At 42.7% G+C, this 18,436-nt stretch carries 20 protein-coding genes; 2 read left to right on the top strand and 18 right to left on the bottom strand.

Features of this window, described 5'->3' with window-relative positions; translation table 11 throughout:
- Window positions 1-63: 63 nt before the first annotated feature.
- The 4 genes from AAC006_RS05145 to AAC006_RS05130 form a co-directional block, all read right to left on the bottom strand.
- The gene (locus tag AAC006_RS05145; RefSeq protein ID WP_126873994.1) at window positions 64-504 is read right to left on the bottom strand and encodes an arginine decarboxylase; all 441 of its coding nucleotides are present in this window, start codon (window positions 502-504) and stop codon (window positions 64-66) included.
- A gap of 241 nt (window positions 505-745) precedes the next feature.
- Window positions 746-2,134, bottom strand: a complete 1,389-nt coding sequence (locus AAC006_RS05140; protein ID WP_013786517.1) for an NAD(P)(+) transhydrogenase (Re/Si-specific) subunit beta — start codon at window positions 2,132-2,134, stop codon at window positions 746-748.
- An 11-nt stretch (window positions 2,135-2,145) separates the two neighbouring features.
- Window positions 2,146-2,430, bottom strand: coding sequence for an NAD(P) transhydrogenase subunit alpha (locus tag AAC006_RS05135; protein ID WP_013786518.1), 285 nt, complete (start codon window positions 2,428-2,430; stop codon window positions 2,146-2,148).
- A gap of 2 nt (window positions 2,431-2,432) precedes the next feature.
- Entirely contained in the window at window positions 2,433-3,590 is a 1,158-nt protein-coding gene (locus AAC006_RS05130) for an NAD(P) transhydrogenase subunit alpha (protein ID WP_013786519.1), read from the bottom strand.
- Window positions 3,591-3,993: 403 nt separating this feature from the next.
- Here AAC006_RS05130 and AAC006_RS05125 point away from each other — a divergent pair, with 403 nt between their 5' ends.
- Complete coding sequence (locus AAC006_RS05125) at window positions 3,994-4,194, top strand: DUF6435 family protein (protein ID WP_013786520.1); 201 nt, start codon at window positions 3,994-3,996, stop codon at window positions 4,192-4,194.
- Window positions 4,195-4,301: 107 nt separating this feature from the next.
- Window positions 4,302-5,000: a hypothetical protein gene (locus tag AAC006_RS05120; protein ID WP_013786521.1), complete on the top strand. Its 699-nt coding sequence runs from the start codon at window positions 4,302-4,304 to the stop codon at window positions 4,998-5,000.
- A 56-nt stretch (window positions 5,001-5,056) separates the two neighbouring features.
- On the opposite strand, the gene ppiC is transcribed toward AAC006_RS05120, so the two are convergent.
- From ppiC to AAC006_RS05050, 14 genes are all read right to left on the bottom strand, one after another.
- Window positions 5,057-5,335: a peptidylprolyl isomerase PpiC gene (gene ppiC, locus AAC006_RS05115; protein ID WP_013786522.1), complete on the bottom strand. Its 279-nt coding sequence runs from the start codon at window positions 5,333-5,335 to the stop codon at window positions 5,057-5,059.
- A gap of 793 nt (window positions 5,336-6,128) precedes the next feature.
- On the bottom strand, window positions 6,129-6,740 hold the full coding sequence (gene ureG, locus AAC006_RS05110) for an urease accessory protein UreG (protein WP_013786524.1): 612 nt from the start codon (window positions 6,738-6,740) through the stop codon (window positions 6,129-6,131).
- Window positions 6,741-6,791: 51 nt separating this feature from the next.
- Window positions 6,792-7,490, bottom strand: a complete 699-nt coding sequence (locus tag AAC006_RS05105) for an urease accessory UreF family protein (RefSeq protein ID WP_013786525.1) — start codon at window positions 7,488-7,490, stop codon at window positions 6,792-6,794.
- Window positions 7,491-7,955 (bottom strand): urease accessory protein UreE, encoded by a 465-nt coding sequence (ureE, locus tag AAC006_RS05100; RefSeq protein ID WP_013786526.1) that lies wholly within the window; start codon window positions 7,953-7,955, stop codon window positions 7,491-7,493.
- Window positions 7,956-7,967: 12 nt separating this feature from the next.
- A complete protein-coding gene (gene ureC, locus AAC006_RS05095) occupies window positions 7,968-9,671 on the bottom strand; it encodes an urease subunit alpha (protein WP_013786527.1) in 1,704 nt (567 codons plus the stop codon).
- Window positions 9,671-9,979 (bottom strand): urease subunit beta, encoded by a 309-nt coding sequence (locus AAC006_RS05090; protein WP_013786528.1) that lies wholly within the window; start codon window positions 9,977-9,979, stop codon window positions 9,671-9,673. The genes ureC and AAC006_RS05090 overlap by 1 nt, the downstream gene beginning before the upstream one ends.
- 31 nt (window positions 9,980-10,010) lie before the next feature.
- Window positions 10,011-10,313 (bottom strand): urease subunit gamma, encoded by a 303-nt coding sequence (locus AAC006_RS05085; RefSeq protein WP_012519284.1) that lies wholly within the window; start codon window positions 10,311-10,313, stop codon window positions 10,011-10,013.
- Between the two features lie 25 nt (window positions 10,314-10,338).
- The gene (locus AAC006_RS05080; RefSeq protein ID WP_126873993.1) at window positions 10,339-11,292 is read right to left on the bottom strand and encodes an urease accessory protein UreD; all 954 of its coding nucleotides are present in this window, start codon (window positions 11,290-11,292) and stop codon (window positions 10,339-10,341) included.
- A gap of 22 nt (window positions 11,293-11,314) precedes the next feature.
- Window positions 11,315-12,010, bottom strand: a complete 696-nt coding sequence (gene urtE / locus AAC006_RS05075) for an urea ABC transporter ATP-binding subunit UrtE (protein WP_013786530.1) — start codon at window positions 12,008-12,010, stop codon at window positions 11,315-11,317.
- A 33-nt stretch (window positions 12,011-12,043) separates the two neighbouring features.
- The gene (gene urtD / locus AAC006_RS05070; RefSeq protein ID WP_013786531.1) at window positions 12,044-12,871 is read right to left on the bottom strand and encodes an urea ABC transporter ATP-binding protein UrtD; all 828 of its coding nucleotides are present in this window, start codon (window positions 12,869-12,871) and stop codon (window positions 12,044-12,046) included.
- The gene (gene urtC, locus AAC006_RS05065) at window positions 12,871-14,049 is read right to left on the bottom strand and encodes an urea ABC transporter permease subunit UrtC (RefSeq protein ID WP_185864210.1); all 1,179 of its coding nucleotides are present in this window, start codon (window positions 14,047-14,049) and stop codon (window positions 12,871-12,873) included. Before urtC ends, urtD begins: the two co-directional genes overlap by 1 nt.
- Window positions 14,049-15,719 carry an urea ABC transporter permease subunit UrtB gene (urtB, locus tag AAC006_RS05060; protein WP_013786533.1) on the bottom strand — a complete coding sequence of 557 codons (1,671 nt, stop codon included), beginning with the start codon at window positions 15,717-15,719 and terminating at the stop codon, window positions 14,049-14,051. The genes urtC and urtB overlap by 1 nt, the downstream gene beginning before the upstream one ends.
- A 178-nt stretch (window positions 15,720-15,897) precedes the next feature.
- Window positions 15,898-17,172 carry an urea ABC transporter substrate-binding protein gene (urtA, locus tag AAC006_RS05055; protein WP_013786534.1) on the bottom strand — a complete coding sequence of 425 codons (1,275 nt, stop codon included), beginning with the start codon at window positions 17,170-17,172 and terminating at the stop codon, window positions 15,898-15,900.
- A gap of 35 nt (window positions 17,173-17,207) precedes the next feature.
- The gene (locus AAC006_RS05050; protein WP_012519291.1) at window positions 17,208-18,203 is read right to left on the bottom strand and encodes an outer membrane beta-barrel protein; all 996 of its coding nucleotides are present in this window, start codon (window positions 18,201-18,203) and stop codon (window positions 17,208-17,210) included.
- Window positions 18,204-18,436: the final 233 nt, after the last annotated feature.

Below are 18,436 nucleotides of genomic sequence, written 5' to 3'. Positions count from 1 at the left end.
GGTATTATAGACAACGTATAGTGTGGCGCTACGTAAAATATCGATTGTCTCGACTAATTTTGTTTATCGACAGACTTGCTCATCAAGATCATGGCGTGTAGCCCACTCAATGATGTGCGCTTTTGCTTCATCATCAAATATAGGGTCTATAGTTTTAAGGAACGCGCCCGTGTTCTTGGTACGCATTAATTTGAAATTTTGCTCACTAAAGAACTTAGCGGCGATATGTTCGGCATTTGTTGTCTCGTCCTCAAACCATACTTCGCTTCTTTGATTGCGCCTATCGAGTTGAATAGGGGCTTTCATTCGAGCAAAAGCCACAGAGTCTGGCACTTCCCATGTACGCATATCTACTATGATATCAAAGGCTCGACCTCTTCTAGCGTTGAGCGTATCGCCTAGTGCTGCTAGATACTGAATATTAGTGCTCATATTCCAGCGCCCGCGCAGTGTTACCAAAATAAGATCTTGAAACACTTCAATGTGATAATGCTGTTTTGACATCTGACTAACTGCAATCCCTTTAAAAAACTCGACAAAAGTAGCATGTGCAATGGTAAAGGTGATTATTGTCGTTGTACAAGAAATGTCTCATCTTTTTAGCAGAAAAAAATGGTGCAGGCTGATAGATGAATTTAATAGGAAATAATAAAAACACAAAGAAACAAAAACTTAGGTATAAGAACTATCACTGGGATAGAAACAGTAGCAGGCAGTTTTATACCTGCCACTGATATTTTATACCTTAATCGTCACCAAACTCTCTCACGATGCTGTTAATGGTTTCTTTTGCATCGCCCAATACCATACGGGTATTGTCTTTAAAGAAGAGCGGGTTATCTACCCCTGCAAAACCAGCATTAGCAGAGCGCTTAAGCACAAATACGGTTTTAGCGCGATACGCTTCAATAACCGGCATACCGTAAATTGGGCTACCTTTCATTTCTTTTGCGGCAGGGTTCACCACATCGTTAGCCCCAATAACAATCACCACGTCGTAGTTTTCCATACGCGGGTTAACATCATCCATTTCATACAGTTGGTCGTATGGAACATCGGCTTCTGCTAGCAGTACATTCATATGGCCCGGCATACGCCCCGCTACCGCGTGAATGGCATAGTCTACCGTGCATCCGTTCTCTTCCAATAGTGACTGCATTTCGCGTACTGCGTGCTGCGCTTGTGCTACTGCCATACCATAACCAGGTACTACCAATACCGACTGCGCCGCTTCTAATACATAAAATGCATCTTGGGCAGACAAAATCTTAATTTCGCCCTCAATTTTTTCACCCGCTTCCACCGGCTTCGAAAACCCAGACAACAACACATTCATTAGTGAACGGTTCATCGCCTTACACATAATGTTAGTGAGAATAAGACCTGAAGCACCTACCAGTAGGCCAGTAACAATCAAAATAGTGTTGCCGGTTGCTAAACCTGCCGCCGTAGCCGCTACCCCTGAATAACTATTCAACAAGGCAATAACCACTGGCATATCGGCGCCACCAATTGAGATGGTTGCCCACAGGCCGAAGCTTAGCGCCAGTGCAATCGCGCAGTACAGCCATAGAGTATTTTGAGGTTCAGTGGTAAATAAGTACCCTACCACCAGCATCGCAATTAGATGCAGTACGCTAAGCTCGCGAAGACCAGTAAAAATCACGGCTTTAGATGACATTTTGCCTGACAACTTACCCCAAGCTACCACGGAGCCAGAGAAAGTTACGCCCCCCACTAAAATCGTGAAGAACAAGGTAATGTACGTAAATGCAGTAGCAGTTTGAAGTGCCACCATGCTCATGCCAGACAATGTAGCCCAACCCAGCAATAATGAGGCTGCTCCACCAAATCCGTTAAACAACGAGACCATTTCTGGCATGGCTGTCATTTCCACCGATTTGGCTTTCCACGCCCCAAAGGCACCACCAATAACAACACCTAAAATAATCCATTGGTACGTGATTATTTGTTGGTCGAGCAAAGTCACTACAACGGCAATCAACATACCTACAGCAGAGACAAAGTTACCTCGCTTTGCTGTATCTGGATGGCTAAGCAATTTTAGCCCTAAAATAAATAACGCTGCGGCTACAACGTACGCAAGATTGATTATGGTTTCGATATCATTCACTTGCATACTCCTTATTTTTTATCTTTCTTTTTGAACATACTTAGCATGCGATCGGTTACTAGGTAACCACCCACAACGTTAATGCTGGCAAGCGCTACCGCCGCCGTTCCTAATACCGTGGTCAACACATTGTTGTCGCCACCAGACGCTGCCAATGCGCCCACTAACGTAATACCTGAAATAGCATTAGAGCCTGACATTAATGGCGTGTGTAAAGTTGCAGGTACTTTGCGAATTAACTCAAACCCAAGAAAACCAGCAAGCAGCACAATAAACAGTAAATAGATAATCTCCATGATTACGCTCCTTTGTAGGCGTTGGTTAACATGTCGTTGGTAATTGCGCCGTTATGAGCAATAACACAGCCACTTAAAATATCGTCTTCTAGATTTAAACCAAACGCGTTGGTTTCGGTGTCGTAGAATTCATCGACCAAGTTATAAATATTATTCGCGTACATATCAGTGGCTGCGCGGGCAACCGCTTGGCTCCAGTTACCTGTGCCTATCACTGTTACACCATGAACCTGCGCAACTTCACCGGCCACAGAACCTTCAACGTTACCGCCAGATTGGGCTGCCATATCGACCACCACGCTACCAGGCTTCATTAGTGCCAAAGTCTCTTTGCTAATTAGCACTGGCGGTTTGCGACCAAACAGCTGTGCCGTGGTAATAACAATGTCTGAATCAGCAATAGCATCACGCTGTGCGTCTTGCTGCTTCGCTTTTTGTTCATCGGTAAGCTCTTTGGCGTAGCCATCTTTAGTTTGACCCGTTTCGCCAATATCGATTTTAAGAAACTTACCGCCTAGAGATTCCACTTGCTCAGCAACAACGGGGCGAGTGTCGTAGGCAAGTACGTTCGCCCCTAATCGTTTCGCCGTTGCAATAGCTTGCAAGCCAGCCACGCCAGCACCAATAATGAACACTTTGGCGGGCTTTATTGTTCCCGACGGTGTCATCATCATAGGTAATATAGAAGGTAAGTAGTTCGCGGCTTGCATTACCATTACATAACCGGCAAGGCTCGCTTGTGAACTTAGCGCATCCATTTTTTGGGCTCGAGATGAGCGAGGGATCATTTCAACTGAAATAGCCGTTAAGCCTTTGTTTGCTATTGACTCAACCAGCGGTTGCTCAAAGAAAGGGTCAAGATGGCCAACCACAATGGCCCCTTTTTTCATCACCGACAGTTGGGATTCAGCCGGTTTATTTACGCTTACAAGCATATCGGCTGTTGATAATGCACTATTCACATCATCAATAACAATTCCACCTACATCTACATATTCTTTATCGGCATATCCCGATAACAAACCTGCCCCACTTTCTATATGAAGCTGTGCCCCTTTTTTCACCAAACGTTGCACACTTGATGGGGTTACTGCACAGCGCTTCTCCACATTGGATAGTGGCATCGGTATTTTCGATTCGTTTAATACTATGATTTTCACACGCTTCTCCTCACGTCCAGGCTCCACGAGAATGACATCCTTTATAGATGAACAAGCCATTTTATTCACTTATGCTTAACATGCCTTTTGGAAATCAAATCTATTTTCATTCCGAAGTTGCGCTAAAACACCTTTGTCCTGAGTACTAAAAATTGCGTCTAAAGTTGACTATTGTTATTACTCAGCAAGAGAACTTACGATATATACTTATACTCAACTAGTATTATTTAGCTACGACTCATAACTAGAATTCATATAGAGTTGGCATAGGAAAAAACAATAAATCACAACTCGGCCATTAATTTCATGAATGAGTCAGTATTTACGAGGAAGTTGGCTGGATTTAGTTACAAATAATTAAGGCATGCAGCATGATCAGAGTACACTTCACTGATGTATAAAGATGAAAATTAACGAGAGTATGGCTATGTTCGGTATTTTTAATTCTAACCCATCTAAAAAAATGCGTAAGCAATACAATATTTTGTTGGAGAAAGCCATGCAGGCTCAACGCAACGGTGACATGAAAACCTACGCAAAATTAACCGAAGAATCGGAAACCTTGTGGGGTGAAATTGAAGCCTTAGAGAAGCAGCCACAATAAAAATGAGTAAAGTATAGCGCGCACTTTCATACCAGTTACAATAGCGGCATTAGTTTTCGGTATTGCAGCGCCAATGATGCAATGCCTGATTGTTGCGGAATTGCGTTATGTATAAAAGTTTTTTGGTTTGTTTAGCTATTGTGGCGGGGCTTACCGTATATCAGCCTACGGCAACGGCGATGGATGCCGGACAATACTACTATTTCATTTCCGACAAGTGCATTCCTAAAGGTCCGCAGACCCCAGAAGAGCGTGGCGCTGTTACCCCTGACGTATTGTTGTTTGAAGTACTACCTGCTGGTATTAGTGACTACATGATTAACATGAATACTTCAGCGCTGAGCAACTACAATGAAGAGGGAGAAGACTATCTAACCAGCTTAGAAGAAGAGCAGGTGTACACCGCAGGTCAGGTAACGGCAAATGCGAATTATACCCAACACGATTTTATGCTGCAGCGCGAAGCCATTGGGCTAAAAGCATTAATTAACGTTCTTAATGCGTTTTCTCAGCATCAAGCTGATAAAGGCTATTTTTATAAAAAGCTGCTCTCAATCACCGACCCCAACACTCGATTTAAAGCCGTAACCCGCGTGCGCCTTACCGACGTAGCTCAAGAAAATAAAATGCAATTAACGGAGTACGCTTCACGCTACTACGTATTAGATAACCAAGGTACAGCATCAAGTACCCCATTTATTGAAGTAGATCATAGCAAAGCGTTACGTCAAGATATTCACAGCACTACCAGCCCGTACCGTATTTATACTAAGCATGGCGTTTGTGGCGAACGTTGGGTGCCCTAGCTATATTGATAGTAGTTGCATTGATAGTAGCTACAATAGCACTAGTTTCGATGACACTAGTTTCGATATAGGGTTTTTATTAGATGGTAGCCAAAGCGGGTTTTAACTGGGCCATGCACCTTTAATACTTCTTTTTTAAATACAACATCGTCGAACGCTTTTACCATCTGGCCGCGACGAAACTCACCTAAATCGCCGCCTTTTTTGCCGGAAGGGCAAGTAGAGTGGCGCTTAGCCAAGGTACTAAAATCTTTCCCTTTTTTAAGCTGCTCTAATATCGCAAAAGCTTCTTTTTCAGTTTTAACCAGAATATGTAGTGCAGATGCCGATGCCATTAGCCCGCCTGTTTGTAGTGATTGAATTGACGCAAGTATACCCTATTAAGTAAAACCCGTTGACGAATCAAAAAGGAAATCTTTGCATAACTAACTAAAATGAACAAAGTAAGTTAAGTATTCAAAAAGAGTAAAATAATGAAACTAAGTTTAATCATTCCGTTAATACCCACATGCGCATAACCATTTTTTTAACCGTTTTTTTCTGGCTATTTAGCACTACTACAGCTCAAGCGGATAAGTGTGGCAGTACTAGCTGCTTAATAACACAGGTGGTTCCCGATGGCATAGAAATAAGAATACGCCCTAGGTTGCCAACCACTCATGCCTGCTTTATTCGATGGGAAAATTACCACTACACTGAAATTCTAAGATTAGAATCTAAGCCTTACCTTTTAAAAGATAAGTTTGATTTGAGTGGCGTTAGATGGCGATGCGATGATGCGAACACCTGTCCAAACTGGATGAAAGATGCTGGTTTGTGTAAGAACTAGTAAGTCATTATGATAATTTAAGCAACCTACGACTATCTCAATAATATCCGTAGGTTTTGAACCCTCTAAAATATAAGCTTTACCTATTTATTCATTCGCTTAGCTCGTACCCATCGAAAAATTGTAAACACTACTGCTGCACATATTGCCCAAAATAGTATGTGGTAAAAATTGTGATGGGCGCCTTCCCCTAGAAACGTATCAGTATGCGCATTCGCAGTATTCGTAAAAAAGAAAAAAGCGCTCAGTAATATGTAATGTAATCTCATGATTTAATCCCTCAATATTAATGTTAAGTCTTACAAGCTCAGCATGCCTTCCTTTTCGATAAACGAAATTATGTCTGCAAGGCCCTGCTGAGTTTTCATGTTGCTAAATATAAACGGTTTGTCGCCACGCATTTTTTTAGTATCTGCATCCATTACCTCTAGCGATGCACCAACTAAGTCAGCTACGTCTATCTTATTGATGATTAATAAATCCGATTTTGTAATACCCGGCCCACCTTTTCGTGGAATTTTATCGCCCGCAGAAACATCAATAACATAAATGGTTAGGTCAGAAAGTTCTGGGCTGAAAGTAGCACTAAGGTTATCTCCACCGCTTTCTACCAATACAAAATCGAGATCATTATGACGTGCCTGTAACTCGTCTATAGCCGCTAGATTCATTGAGGCATCTTCGCGAATAGCCGTGTGTGGACAGCCACCCGTCTCAACCCCCATTATTCGATCGGCAGCCAATGCGTCATTTTTCGTTAAAAATTCGGCATCTTCTCTGGTGTAAATGTCATTCGTAACAACCGCCATGTTGTACTTGTCTCGTAACGAAAGGCAAAGCTGACGAAGAAGGGCTGTTTTACCTGAACCAACCGGTCCTCCCACACCTATACGCAAAACTTGTTTTTTCATAATTTGTGTATCTCTTCTGGTTTATCTTTTTAATTTAATTTCGTTTCGGTCTTACGACCTGAACAACCGCGAGTATTGACTTTCATGCCACGCACTGGCCATCGTTAAGTGGGGTAGGCTATTACCTATATCGTTGTCACTCACATCATTTGCTCGAGCAATTAGCGCTTCGCAATTATTGCTTAACCTAAACAGGAGGTTCTGTGCTTGAGTCTGCCCCAACGGCACTAGCTTAGTCGCGGCAGCTACTTGATTATCTATATAAGTCCAACAGTAGCCACTTTGGGCCAATAAAAGATCTAAGTTGAAAGTGAAAGCGCACAGCGAATATGCGCTTACGAAACTACAATCTAATCCTTCAAGAAGGCCAGAATAGGGAGTGATATTAAAATCATCTAGTTGATTCATTAGGCGCATTAACGCCTTCCCCATAGCTAAATCAGATAGCAATAACTCATGACTCTCTCTACACGCTACAATATGCTCATTCCAATAGATAAATGCCTTCGTATCACCTACATTAAGCGCCTTATACAAACGATTGATTATAGGAAGGTCGGTCTGAGCGATAGACTCTGCCAAATTCACTTCTATCCAGCTTTCAGTACTCGCGCTGTCGGTAAGCCAACCATTTTCAGTAGCGAACTCTAAGCCTTGTGAAAATGAAAATCCGCCCACCGGTAGATTAGCGCTGCATAACTGTAATAGTCGCTGAAGTTGTAATGGGCTAGTTTGAGGAGCCGGCTTCATTTAATGCTCATGAGAGTGACTATGACCATGATTGTGGCCTGATTTTCCATAAGCTCCACTCTCAGGCTCAAACACAGCAGGTGTTTTATTGATACTTAACCCGTAGTTTTCAACAAGCTCTTCTAAAACATGATCGGGCTTAAAGCGTACCCACCGCTCACCAATTTGTAATGATGTATGGCGATTGCCCAAGTGATAGCAAATTTTCGAGAAGCTCAGCCAATCATCTGCAATAGCTGTAGCCACATCTTCGGCTTTTCCTTTTACAACAATATATTTACCGCATTCAGTTTTCAGTATTTCTCCAACAAGAAGTGGATGTCCTCGCTCTAAAAATACGCCGATATCTATGCCCGTGTCTGTGGTACTTTTAATCCGCGCTTTCTTTCGGGTGTCATGATCAAGGGTAATAGAATCATCAATATTCTCATGAATATGCGATAGACGTGTGTAAGCTAGTAACATTTATTTATTCCTTTAAAACAGACAGTAAAGCTGTGCCAATGGGAGTGTCGTTGCTGGCTCACATGTAAGTAACTCGCCGTTCGCTCGCACCTCATAGGTTTGAGCATCCACTTCAATAGTAGGTTGCCAACTATTGTGGATCATGTCATCTTTGCCTATGTTGCGTGTATTTTTGCAAGCACTTACCATACGTGTCATACCTATTTTATCTGGTACCCCAGCATCCAAAGAAGCTTGAGACATGAACGTCATTGAAGTATTAGCAGATGCCGATCCATGCGCACCAAACATTGGTCTGTAGTAGACGGGTTGAGGAGTGGGTATTGACGCATTCGCATCGCCCATGGGGGCTGCCGCAATAAACCCTGACTTAATTATCATTGCGGGCTTGATACCGAAAAAGGCAGGCTTCCAAAGCACTAAATCTGCGAGTTTCCCTATTTCGATAGAACCTACTTCATGGCTAATGCCGTGGCTAATTGCAGGATTAATTGTATATTTCGCTACATACCGCTTTAATCGAAAGTTATCATTTTTTTCAGTATCCGGCGCTAAGGGGCCACGTTGCTGCTTCATTTTATGTGCAGTTTGCCAAGTGCGCGTAATCATTTCACCCACACGACCCATCGCTTGGGAATCTGAGGCAATCATGCTAATAGCCCCCAAGTCGTGCATGATATCTTCAGCTGCTATGCTTTCTTTACGAATACGAGAGTCAGCAAACGCGATATCTTCAGGTATAGCCGGGTCTAAATGATGACAAACCATTAACATATCAAGGTGTTCATCTATGGTATTAATTGTGTAAGGTCGCGTAGGATTGGTGGATGAAGGTAAGACATTTGATTCACCACAGGCGCGGATAATATCGGGAGAATGACCGCCACCTGCGCCCTCCGTGTGATAAGTATGTATGGTGCGCCCTTTAAACGCACCTAACGTATCTTCAACAAAACCAGACTCATTGAGTGTGTCGGTATGAATTGCTATTTGAACGTCATATCGCTCTGCTACTGATAAACAATTATCGATAGAAGCGGGGGTAGTCCCCCAATCTTCATGCAGCTTCAAGCCACATACGCCTGCTTCTATTTGTTCTTCTAATGCTATAGGTAAACTTGCATTCCCCTTTCCTAAGAAGCCAAAGTTCATAGGAAAATCATTGGTAGCTTGAAGCATTTTATGAATATTCCAAGGCCCAGGGGTGCAAGTGGTAGCGTTGCTACCCGTGGCGGGCCCTGTTCCACCACCAATCATCGTAGTCACTCCCGACATTAGCGCTTCGTCTATTTGTTGTGGGCATATAAAATGAATGTGCGCGTCTATACCACCGGCCGTAACTATCTGCCCTTCGCCTGCAATGATTTCTGTGCCGGGTCCAATTTCAATATCAATATTGTCTTGAACATCTGGGTTACCAGCTTTACCAATAATAGCGATACGGCCATCTTTGATACCAATATCGGCTTTAATAATTCCCCAATGGTCGAGAATAACCACGTTCGTGATTACAAGGTCTGGCGTATCAAAACAGCTTGCTTGGCTTTGCCCCATACCGTCCCGAATTACTTTTCCGCCACCGAATTTCACTTCTTCACCATACTCGGTAAAGTCTTTTTCCACTTCAAGCCATAAGTCCGTATCACCTAAGCGAACACGATCGCCAATAGTGGGACCAAACATATGTGCGTATGAATGTTTATCGATAGTTGCCATTAGCTCAATACCCCTTGTACTTTACCTTGAAATCCAATGACCGTGCGGCTGCCTTGGTAAGGGATCAAAGTTACCTCGCGCTCTTGCCCCGGCTCAAATCGGATAGCAGTACTTGAGGTAATGTCTAAACGGTAGCCTTTGGTGGCTTCCCGATCGAACTTAAGCGCATTGTTCACTTCATAAAAATGATAATGAGAACCTACTTGTATTGGACGATCGCCCGCGTTAGCCACTTTAATCTTAATACAAGGTCTACCCACATTCAGCTCGCGGTCGCCTGAGTCTGTTTTTATTTCTCCGGGAATCATTTGCCTATGCTCCTGTTAAAAATTGAGACTTTTAAATAATAGGGTTATGAATAGTGACTAGCTTTGTGCCATCTGGGAATGTAGCCTCTACCTGAACTTCTGGAATAAGCTCACTTACTCCTTCCATCACCTGCTCTTTGGTGAGTAGAGTGCGGCCATAATCCATCATTTCTGCAACGGTTTTACCGTCTCGCGCGCCCTCGATTATTTCCATCGATATGTAGGCCATTGCTTCAGGGTAATTAAGTTTAACGCCCCGCTTTAGTCGCCTTTCAGCTAACAAAGCCGCAGTAAAGATTAATAACTTATCTCGCTCTCTGGGTAATAAATCCATTCTAAGCTACCTTTTCATTCTATTTTTAAGTAAGCCAAATACGAGGAACATTAGCTTCTTTTTGGATGTAAATTGGCCTGATTGTTTTCCAAATACTGGTAAATATGGCTTTGCACTCTTCGGTATGGTCGCCTAGGTATCGCACTACTAATAGGTCTCTTATGTAAGTTACGCTCACTTTCTGGCTAGGTTTGTCTACGCCATCTGTATGTGCAATTTGTTCTCTTAAGCGCTCTACCAACTGGCTTTTCTCATTCCCATTTATACGTACTTTCGGCGCATGGGCCAACATAGTGGCAAAAACGGAGTGGTTATTGAGGCCCGCAACGTGTGCACGAACATTGTTATTTGGGTTTAGATTAATTCGGTCATGAAAATTAAGTTTACCGTCGATAAACACTCGATTTAGTTGAGTATACCGGCCTTTCTTAAATGGCTGACCAGCGGCGGGTAACCCTAAGGAACTTATATCCCAGCCAATATAATGTGCTTGTGAACTTAACGATAAGTCCAATTGGTTAATTGCGTCTGCGCCTTCATAAACGATAGTTTCGAGTGGAAAGTTTTCACAAACACCCTTGCCTAACACGTTAACGTTACTTATTTGTATTTGCTTACTGTCGCCAATTGCTAAATTGGTTCTTGCTCGGTAAAAGCGATTGGCGCCTGGCGTAGTAATAAGCGCATGCGCTGAATCTTGAATACAAATTTCAATGTTGAGTTCATCACCCGAAACAATCCCTGCGGGAGGGTGAAGCAAGTAAACATGCGCACAATCTTCACCTTCAGGGTAAAATGCCTTCTGAACATTCAAAGGTCCGTGACGGCTAGTTTTAACTAGCTGAGACACATTGCTTTTAATGGCGAATTCTAGGAATAAGCTAGCCAACCACTTATTTTTGAGGCCTTTTACTGCACTGGCCTCATTTACAGAACTTGATGCACCCGATAATTGTTCACTCACAAACTCTTGTTTCATATCATCCATTTCAATACATAAGCTATACGGCTAAATACTTACTAACAAGTTCGTCGTTTAAATCCGGCATATCGCCTGTAGCAATTACCTGACCTTTTTCCATCAATGCAAAGGTTTCACCCACCGCTCTTGCGAAAGGAAGCTTTTGCTCCACTAACACAATAGTTAGCCCTTGCTCTTTATTTAACTTCAACAACACATCCCTAATGAGCTGCACAATATTTGGTTGGATACCTTCGTTAGGTTCATCCAATATCAAAATATCAGGGTTTAACACCAACGCTCGACCTATCGCTAACTGTTGTTGTTGTCCGCCCGACAAGTCCCCCCCTCGTCTGTGCAACATTTCCTTTAAAACAGGGAAGAGTTCAAATATATGCTCAGGTATAGTCTTACTAGTTTGCCTTTTGCAGTTTAAACTTATCTTCAAATTTTCTTCAACGGTTAGCTGAGGAAAAATATGACGCCCCTGGGGTACATAGCCTACACCTATCTCTGGTCGCGACTCTACCGAGGCTTTAGACATATCTTTATTGTTAATAGTGAGCTTGCCAGCGCTTATTGGCAACAGCCCCATAATGACGTTTAGCAACGTTGTTTTGCCAACACCATTTCGGCCCATAATAACGGTTCGAGAACCCTTTTCTATTTTCAGATTCACATCCCAAAGAATTTGAGTACCGCTATATTGTTGATCAATATTCTGTAGTTCTATCATAATGTTAATGCCTTCGCACAGGTTTGATAATGCTTAATGATCAGTTTCTTCGCCTAAATATACTCGAATAACTTCTGGGTTCGACTGGATATCATTCATGGTGCCTTCCGCAAGTACAGAGCCTTGATGCAGCACGGTAACTTGACGAGCAATTGAGCGAACAAACGCCATATCATGCTCGACTACCACCACGGAGCGTTCGCCCGCTAATGATGTTAGAAGTTCAGCGGTGCGTTCAGTTTCTTGCCCCGTCATACCCGCTACTGGCTCATCAACTAATAGCAACTTGGGATCGGCAGCCAATAACATACCTATTTCAAGCCATTGCTTTTGTCCATGGGACAATCGGCCTGCGGGATAATAGGCTTCATTTACTAACCCTATAGTTCGCAAAATGTTATCAATACTGTCTTTTTGCTCTGGGGAAAGTCTATAAAACAAAGATGCCCAAATACCTTTATCACCTGACAGACTCAGTTCAATATTTTCAAATACACTGAGCGCTTCGAAGACGGTGGGCTTTTGAAACTTACGTCCAATACCTGCTCTTGCAATTTCACACTCGTCCATACTGAGTAAATCTATGTTTTGGCCGAAATTAACTTTGCCCGAATCAGGCCGCGTCTTCCCAGTAATAACATCCATTAACGTTGTTTTGCCCGCACCGTTCGCCCCTATTAGGCATCGTAATTCACCTTTATTGATGTAAAGGTTCAAGTTGTTAAGCGCCTTAAAACCATCAAAACTTAGGTTTACATCTTCAACGTATAGAATTACACCATGGCGCGTATCTGGATGCTTACCAACAAGCTGAGGAGTTTTATTAGCAAGCTGAGGACTCTTAGTAGTTTGAGCGGTCATCATTCTAATTCCTTTTTAGTACCTACATGGGAGGGAGCTTCTTCTTTTGAAGTTGTAGGCCCACTATTAAACATTGATAGTTTGTCGAAGATATTAGGTAGCAAGCCTGCTATACCCTTTGGAAGTAAAAGCGTGACCAATACAAATAGTCCTCCGAGGGCGAAAAGCCAGGCTTCTGGCATAATAGCGGTGAATCGTGTCTTCGCGTAACTCACTACAATAGCTCCGATGATCGCACCATAAAGAGTGCAGCGTCCGCCAATCGCAACCCACACCACCATTTCTATTGAGTTGAGCGGAGAAAACTCACCAGGGTTTATAATGCCAACTTGAGGAACATAAAGGGCACCTGCTAAACCGGCTAACATTGCAGAAACGACAAATATCCATACTTTATAATGCTCTGGCTTATACCCTACGAAGCGAACGCGGCTTTCTGCATCTCGCGTAGCGGTAATAACTCTTCCCATTTTTGAAGAAACTATAAAATGACTAATGGCATAACCAATTGCTAATGCAATGGCTGTAGCAACAAATAACCCAATTTTGGTACTGGGGTTTTGCAAAGAAAAACCGAATATTTCTTTAAAATCGGTTAGTCCGTTATTGCCACCAAATCCCATTTCATTTCTAAAAAATGCCAACATCAGGGCGTATGTCATTGCTTGGGTCATAATAGATAGATACACCCCGCTTACTCGCGATCTAAACGCCAGTGTTCCAAAAATAAAGGCAAGTAACCCAGGCCCTAGAAACACCATCACAACCATCCAAATTGCACTGCTACTTCCTGCCCAATACCAAGGAATTTCTGTCCAATTGAGAAAAACCATGAAATCTGGAAGGTCGGGATTGCCATAAACACCCCTGTCACCAATTTGACGCATAAGATACATGCCCATGGCGTACCCACCGAGTGTAAAAAAGGCGCCGTGCCCCAAGCTAAGCACGCCACAGTAACCCCATACTAGGTCAACGGCTAAGGCCAAAAGTGCATAGCACAAATACTTTCCAAAAAGACTTACTGTGTAGTCACTAACGTGTAACAAAGCACCGTCAGCGAAAACCAGATTACAAAAAGTTACGTAAGCGGTTGATAGAAATAAGACGCTCACCACTACATGAAGGTTGCTCAGCGTTTTAAATTTCTCTTGAAAAACGTTTAATAAATTAGTCATTAGTCTGCGCTCCTACCCTTTTGTGGGAATAAGCCTTTCGGACGTTTTTGGATAAACAATACCAAGCCTACCAGCACGATAATATTTGCCAGCACAGACCCCGTAATAGGTTCAAGAAATTTATTAATTGTACCGAGTGACATAGCCGCAACTAACGTTCCCCACAAGTTGCCTACTCCACCAAATACAACGACTAAAAATGAATCGATAATGTAGGCCTGACCTAGGTTTGGTCCGACGTTGGTCAATTGACTAAGCACTACACCCGCTACACCCGCAATACCCGAACCTAAACCAAAGGTAGCAGCATCTACCCAGTCACTTTTTATACTAAGCGCGCGTGCCATGTCCCTGTTTTGTGATACAGCGCGAACGTGCAAACCTAATGATGATTTTTTAAGGATTAACATCAGTGTAAAAAACACAACGAGCGAAAATATAATGATGTATAGCCGATTGTAGGTTAACGAAAAGACGGGATTTATAACCCAAGATCCCGTCATCCATTCAGGCGCCTGCACCTGTCTATTAAGTGGAGAAAAAACCGTACGCACTAATTGCTGAAGTATTAAAGATACGCCGAACGTAGCTAATAATGTCTCTAACGGGCGCCCTTTTAAGAAGCGAATTACGCCTCGCTCAATTAATACCCCCACAAACCCCGAAACTAAAAAGGCAGCGGGAATAGCCATTAATAGCGAATATTCGATAAGGGACGGAAAAGTAATTTGTATGACATATGTAGTATAAGCGCCCAGCATAATCATTTCGCCGTGCGCCATGTTAATTACACCCATCACGCCAAAAGTAATTGCTAAGCCAATTGCAGCTAACAATAATACTGAGCCTAAACTTAATCCAAAAAATACATTTTCAATAAATCCGTAGCGGCTGCGCTTTGCGTCTATATTTTTAATGACTTCATTGAGCGCCGCAGCTAGTTCTGCTTCTTGCGCATTGCGCTGACTTTGTGGCAATTCCCTTAATATATTTGCCATGGTATTTCGCACTTCAGGCTGCAGACTACTTTCTAAATCACTAACAGCAACTAGTTTGGCTTGATGCTCACCCGTTTTTAGCTGGTTTAATGAAAGCACCACATTCATTAATTCTGACACTTCTGGGTCTTCTTCTTTATCAAGCCGTAGCGTGATAGCGTCTAACCCCATCGTGGACGGATTGTCGAGTAACTGCTTTACGGCTTGTAGACGTACATCCTTATTAGGGGAATTTAAGTCTAGTACAGCGATAGCACTTCGGATTAAACCCCGCAGTCGGTTGTTTGTGCGTACCTTTCTAATTTTCGACTTTTTAACCGATGCGAGTTCTGAGTCATGCAATACATCAGTTAGTTCGTACTCTTTACCTACCTTTATAGCGGCAACAAGCAGCCTATTTGATTTGATATAGTACAAGTCACCGTTCAACACTAGTGACAATATTTCTCGGGTTTTTGGGTGAGGAACTTGGCTAATTTCTGTTACCAAAGATTCCATTTGGTTCAACTTCGCGCTTGGCAATTTAGCTGCGAGTGAATAAAGTGCAGCGTCATTCTCATTGCTAGGTTGAACGGTCTGAACATCTGCTGTTTGTGCATATACAGGTGCTTTACACAAGCATATTAAGCAGATGAATAACCAACTAACCCACCGGGTGTGCGTTCGAATCATCTTATATTCCTCTTATACAAAGCTTAATGCACAACGTTTAAGCCGCTTCTAGATGCTCTTGTACTAACAGTGGTAAATACACTCTATTTAAAGTACGTTTGGGATTCAGGCTCTTAACGTCATGGAGGCTGGCTACTTGTATGTCAGTAGCCAGGCTTCTCCACTCTCTTTAAAACTTCTAACCCGAACACTTACCCGTAGTTACATCAAAATTTCCACAACGAAGTGGTGCAGTCCAGTCCGACATGAGGTTTTTTGAACTCGGAAGAAAGTCTGACCACGCATCACCAATCACTGTATCTGGTGTTTCCCAAACCACTTCAAATTGACCATCTTCTTGAATTTCGCCTATTAGCACGGGCTTCGATAGGTGATGGTTTGCATTCATAACTGCGATGCTTCCTGTGAGATTAGGCACTGCGATACCGATCATCGCTTGCTCTACTTCGTCTACATCTGTAGTGCCTGCTTTTTCTACCGCTTTTACCCACATTTTGAAGCCAATATAAGTTGCTTCCATTGGGTCATTGGTTACACGTTCATCATCACCAATGTAGCTTTGCCAACTTTCGATAAATTCATCATTTTCATCTGATTCAACACTTTGGAAGTAATTCCAAGCAGCAAGATGTCCAACAAGAGGCGCTGCATCAAAGCCCGAAAGCTCTTCTTCACCTACAGAGAATGCCACCACTGGAATATCTTCTGCAGAAATGCCTTGGTTGCCTAATTCTTTGTAAAATGGAATGTTCGCATCGCCGTTAATTGTAGAAACCACAGCAGTCTTCTTGCCTGTTGAGCCGAACTTTTTGATCTCAGAAACAATACCTTGCCAGTCAGAATGACCAAATGGGGTGTAGTTAATAAGAATGTCTTCGTCTTTAACGCCTTTCGCATTCAGATACTCTTTTAATATCTTGTTTGTCGTGCGTGGGTATACATAATCAGTTCCTGCTAGAACCCAACGAGTAGCACCGATATCATTCATTAAATAATCTACCGCTGGTATAGCTTGCTGGTTAGGCGCTGCGCCTGTGTAGAACACATTCTTCGAAGACTCTTCCCCTTCGTATTGCACAGGGTAGAACAACAAGCCGTTGAGCTCTTCAATTACGGGCAATACGGATTTTCTTGACACTGACGTCCAGCAACCGAAAATCACATCGACCTTTTCCTGTGCCAGTAACTCCCGAGTTTTTTCTGCAAACAGCGGCCAGTTTGACGCGGGGTCAACTACCACAGCTTCTAGCTTTTTACCCAGGATACCGCCCGCTTTATTCTGTTCTTCAATCATCATCAACACTGTGTCTTTCAATGTTGTTTCTGATATTGCCATGGTGCCCGACAGCGAATGTAGTACACCTACTTTAATAGTATCTGCCGCTAACACGATTTGAGAGCAAAATGTACTAACTATAATTGTGCTGGCGAGGGCGATCTTTTTAAATTTCATTTGAGTATTCCTTTTATCAATGTGATTGAATTAGCTTAGAAAGTAACTAGTGCTTCAAGGGCCATAAGGTCTACATCTACCCCATTTTGTTCACCCATTCGGTATTCAAATACCACCCATAGGTTTTTGGTAAAGGTATAGCTTGGTGCAATCGTGATAGCGCTGCCATCTTCTACTTCTGCGCCACTTGCATCATCGATTGCATAGTCGTGATAACGTAAAGTAATAGCAAAATCGTTCATTGCGTAATTGCCCATGATTAAGTAACCAGAGGCTTCTGAATCGATGCCATAGCGATAGGCATAAGCTGGAGCGTTTTCTGAAGTGTTATATTCAACGGCAAGGGTGAGAGAGCCTTCTATATACGCGGCCCACAAATTTACCAGTGTGGTAGTTTCATCTGTTCCGTCGAGCTTGTCGCTTGAATAAAAAGCTTTTGCAATTGTGGCTTCAGTGGGCGTAACTGCTAACATTGCTTCAAACGCAGGATGATCTGTATCCCTGTTCTCACCTTCTAAGTCCCCTAAATCGTTAACCAATGACAAGGCAACTTGGTAGCCATTTCCCTTGTAAAAACCTGAAACTCCCTGCTGATAACCACCGTAAAAGTATGCGGCATAGCCAGTTCCTGAGTACTGATAGAGACCCGTTGGTTCTTCCGTTTCCCAACCTGTATAACTAAGAAAACGTCCTGCTTTTACACTAAAATTTTCTGATACTGCGTAGGAAATAAAAGCTTGTTCAATGTCGACTTCCTCTCCAGTTCCGTTGTCTTGGTATTCCAAGTCAACTTGCGCTGAAAACTTACTGTCAAAACTATAAAGAAAATCTATTTCGAATTGATCTAAACCGGATGACTGTTCGGTGCCAACTCCTTCAACGTCAACTGACGACCACGACATATCAATAAAGCCAGTAACCGAAAGACTGTCAGTTAATTTAAATTTATCGTCCGCGTGCGCCGTACCTGTGAGACTCAAAGCGATAAATCCAACGGCCGCGGCCGGTTTTAATGTTTGGGCTAGTTTCATTTGCATTCCTTTATTAAAGTAATCAGCACATGGTCAGTGAGCTCTATTTATTGTGTTTATTTCCAACACGTTCATTATGAGTTTTGAATGCAATGAAAAGAATGCGCAAAAGCACGCAACCACCTACGTATAAATACGCATGGTTAAGTGGTTTAACTTATGTAAGATGGGAAGATCTAAACAACGAAAGTTCGTTGATAAATAATGTATTTCTTTGTAATAACTCAAAAAAA

The organism is uncultured Alteromonas sp., from assembly GCF_963976965.1.
In the GTDB taxonomy this organism is placed as follows: domain Bacteria; phylum Pseudomonadota; class Gammaproteobacteria; order Enterobacterales; family Alteromonadaceae; genus Alteromonas; species Alteromonas naphthalenivorans.
The sequence above is the reverse complement of the archived record's forward strand: the minus strand, read 5'-3'. Positions and strand labels throughout refer to the sequence as shown.

Excerpts from the sequence above, each read along its gene's own strand:
- AAC006_RS05145 (WP_126873994.1), bottom strand. The coding sequence starts at position 504 with ATGTCAAAACAGCATTATCACATTGAAGTGTTTCAAGATCTTATTTTG.
- AAC006_RS05135 (WP_013786518.1), bottom strand. The coding sequence starts at position 2,430 with ATGGAGATTATCTATTTACTGTTTATTGTGCTGCTTGCTGGTTTTCTT.
- AAC006_RS05125 (WP_013786520.1), top strand. The coding sequence starts at position 3,994 with ATGAAAATTAACGAGAGTATGGCTATGTTCGGTATTTTTAATTCTAAC.
- AAC006_RS05120 (WP_013786521.1), top strand. The coding sequence starts at position 4,302 with ATGTATAAAAGTTTTTTGGTTTGTTTAGCTATTGTGGCGGGGCTTACC.
- ppiC (WP_013786522.1), bottom strand. The coding sequence starts at position 5,335 with ATGGCATCGGCATCTGCACTACATATTCTGGTTAAAACTGAAAAAGAA.
- ureG (WP_013786524.1), bottom strand. The coding sequence starts at position 6,740 with ATGAAAAAACAAGTTTTGCGTATAGGTGTGGGAGGACCGGTTGGTTCA.
- AAC006_RS05105 (WP_013786525.1), bottom strand. The coding sequence starts at position 7,490 with ATGAAGCCGGCTCCTCAAACTAGCCCATTACAACTTCAGCGACTATTA.
- ureE (WP_013786526.1), bottom strand. The coding sequence starts at position 7,955 with ATGTTACTAGCTTACACACGTCTATCGCATATTCATGAGAATATTGAT.
- ureC (WP_013786527.1), bottom strand. The coding sequence starts at position 9,671 with ATGGCAACTATCGATAAACATTCATACGCACATATGTTTGGTCCCACT.
- AAC006_RS05090 (WP_013786528.1), bottom strand. The coding sequence starts at position 9,979 with ATGATTCCCGGAGAAATAAAAACAGACTCAGGCGACCGCGAGCTGAAT.
- AAC006_RS05085 (WP_012519284.1), bottom strand. The coding sequence starts at position 10,313 with ATGGATTTATTACCCAGAGAGCGAGATAAGTTATTAATCTTTACTGCG.
- AAC006_RS05080 (WP_126873993.1), bottom strand. The coding sequence starts at position 11,292 with ATGAAACAAGAGTTTGTGAGTGAACAATTATCGGGTGCATCAAGTTCT.
- urtE (WP_013786530.1), bottom strand. The coding sequence starts at position 12,010 with ATGATAGAACTACAGAATATTGATCAACAATATAGCGGTACTCAAATT.
- urtD (WP_013786531.1), bottom strand. The coding sequence starts at position 12,871 with ATGACCGCTCAAACTACTAAGAGTCCTCAGCTTGCTAATAAAACTCCT.
- urtC (WP_185864210.1), bottom strand. The coding sequence starts at position 14,049 with ATGACTAATTTATTAAACGTTTTTCAAGAGAAATTTAAAACGCTGAGC.
- urtB (WP_013786533.1), bottom strand. The coding sequence starts at position 15,719 with ATGATTCGAACGCACACCCGGTGGGTTAGTTGGTTATTCATCTGCTTA.
- urtA (WP_013786534.1), bottom strand. The coding sequence starts at position 17,172 with ATGAAATTTAAAAAGATCGCCCTCGCCAGCACAATTATAGTTAGTACA.
- AAC006_RS05050 (WP_012519291.1), bottom strand. The coding sequence starts at position 18,203 with ATGAAACTAGCCCAAACATTAAAACCGGCCGCGGCCGTTGGATTTATC.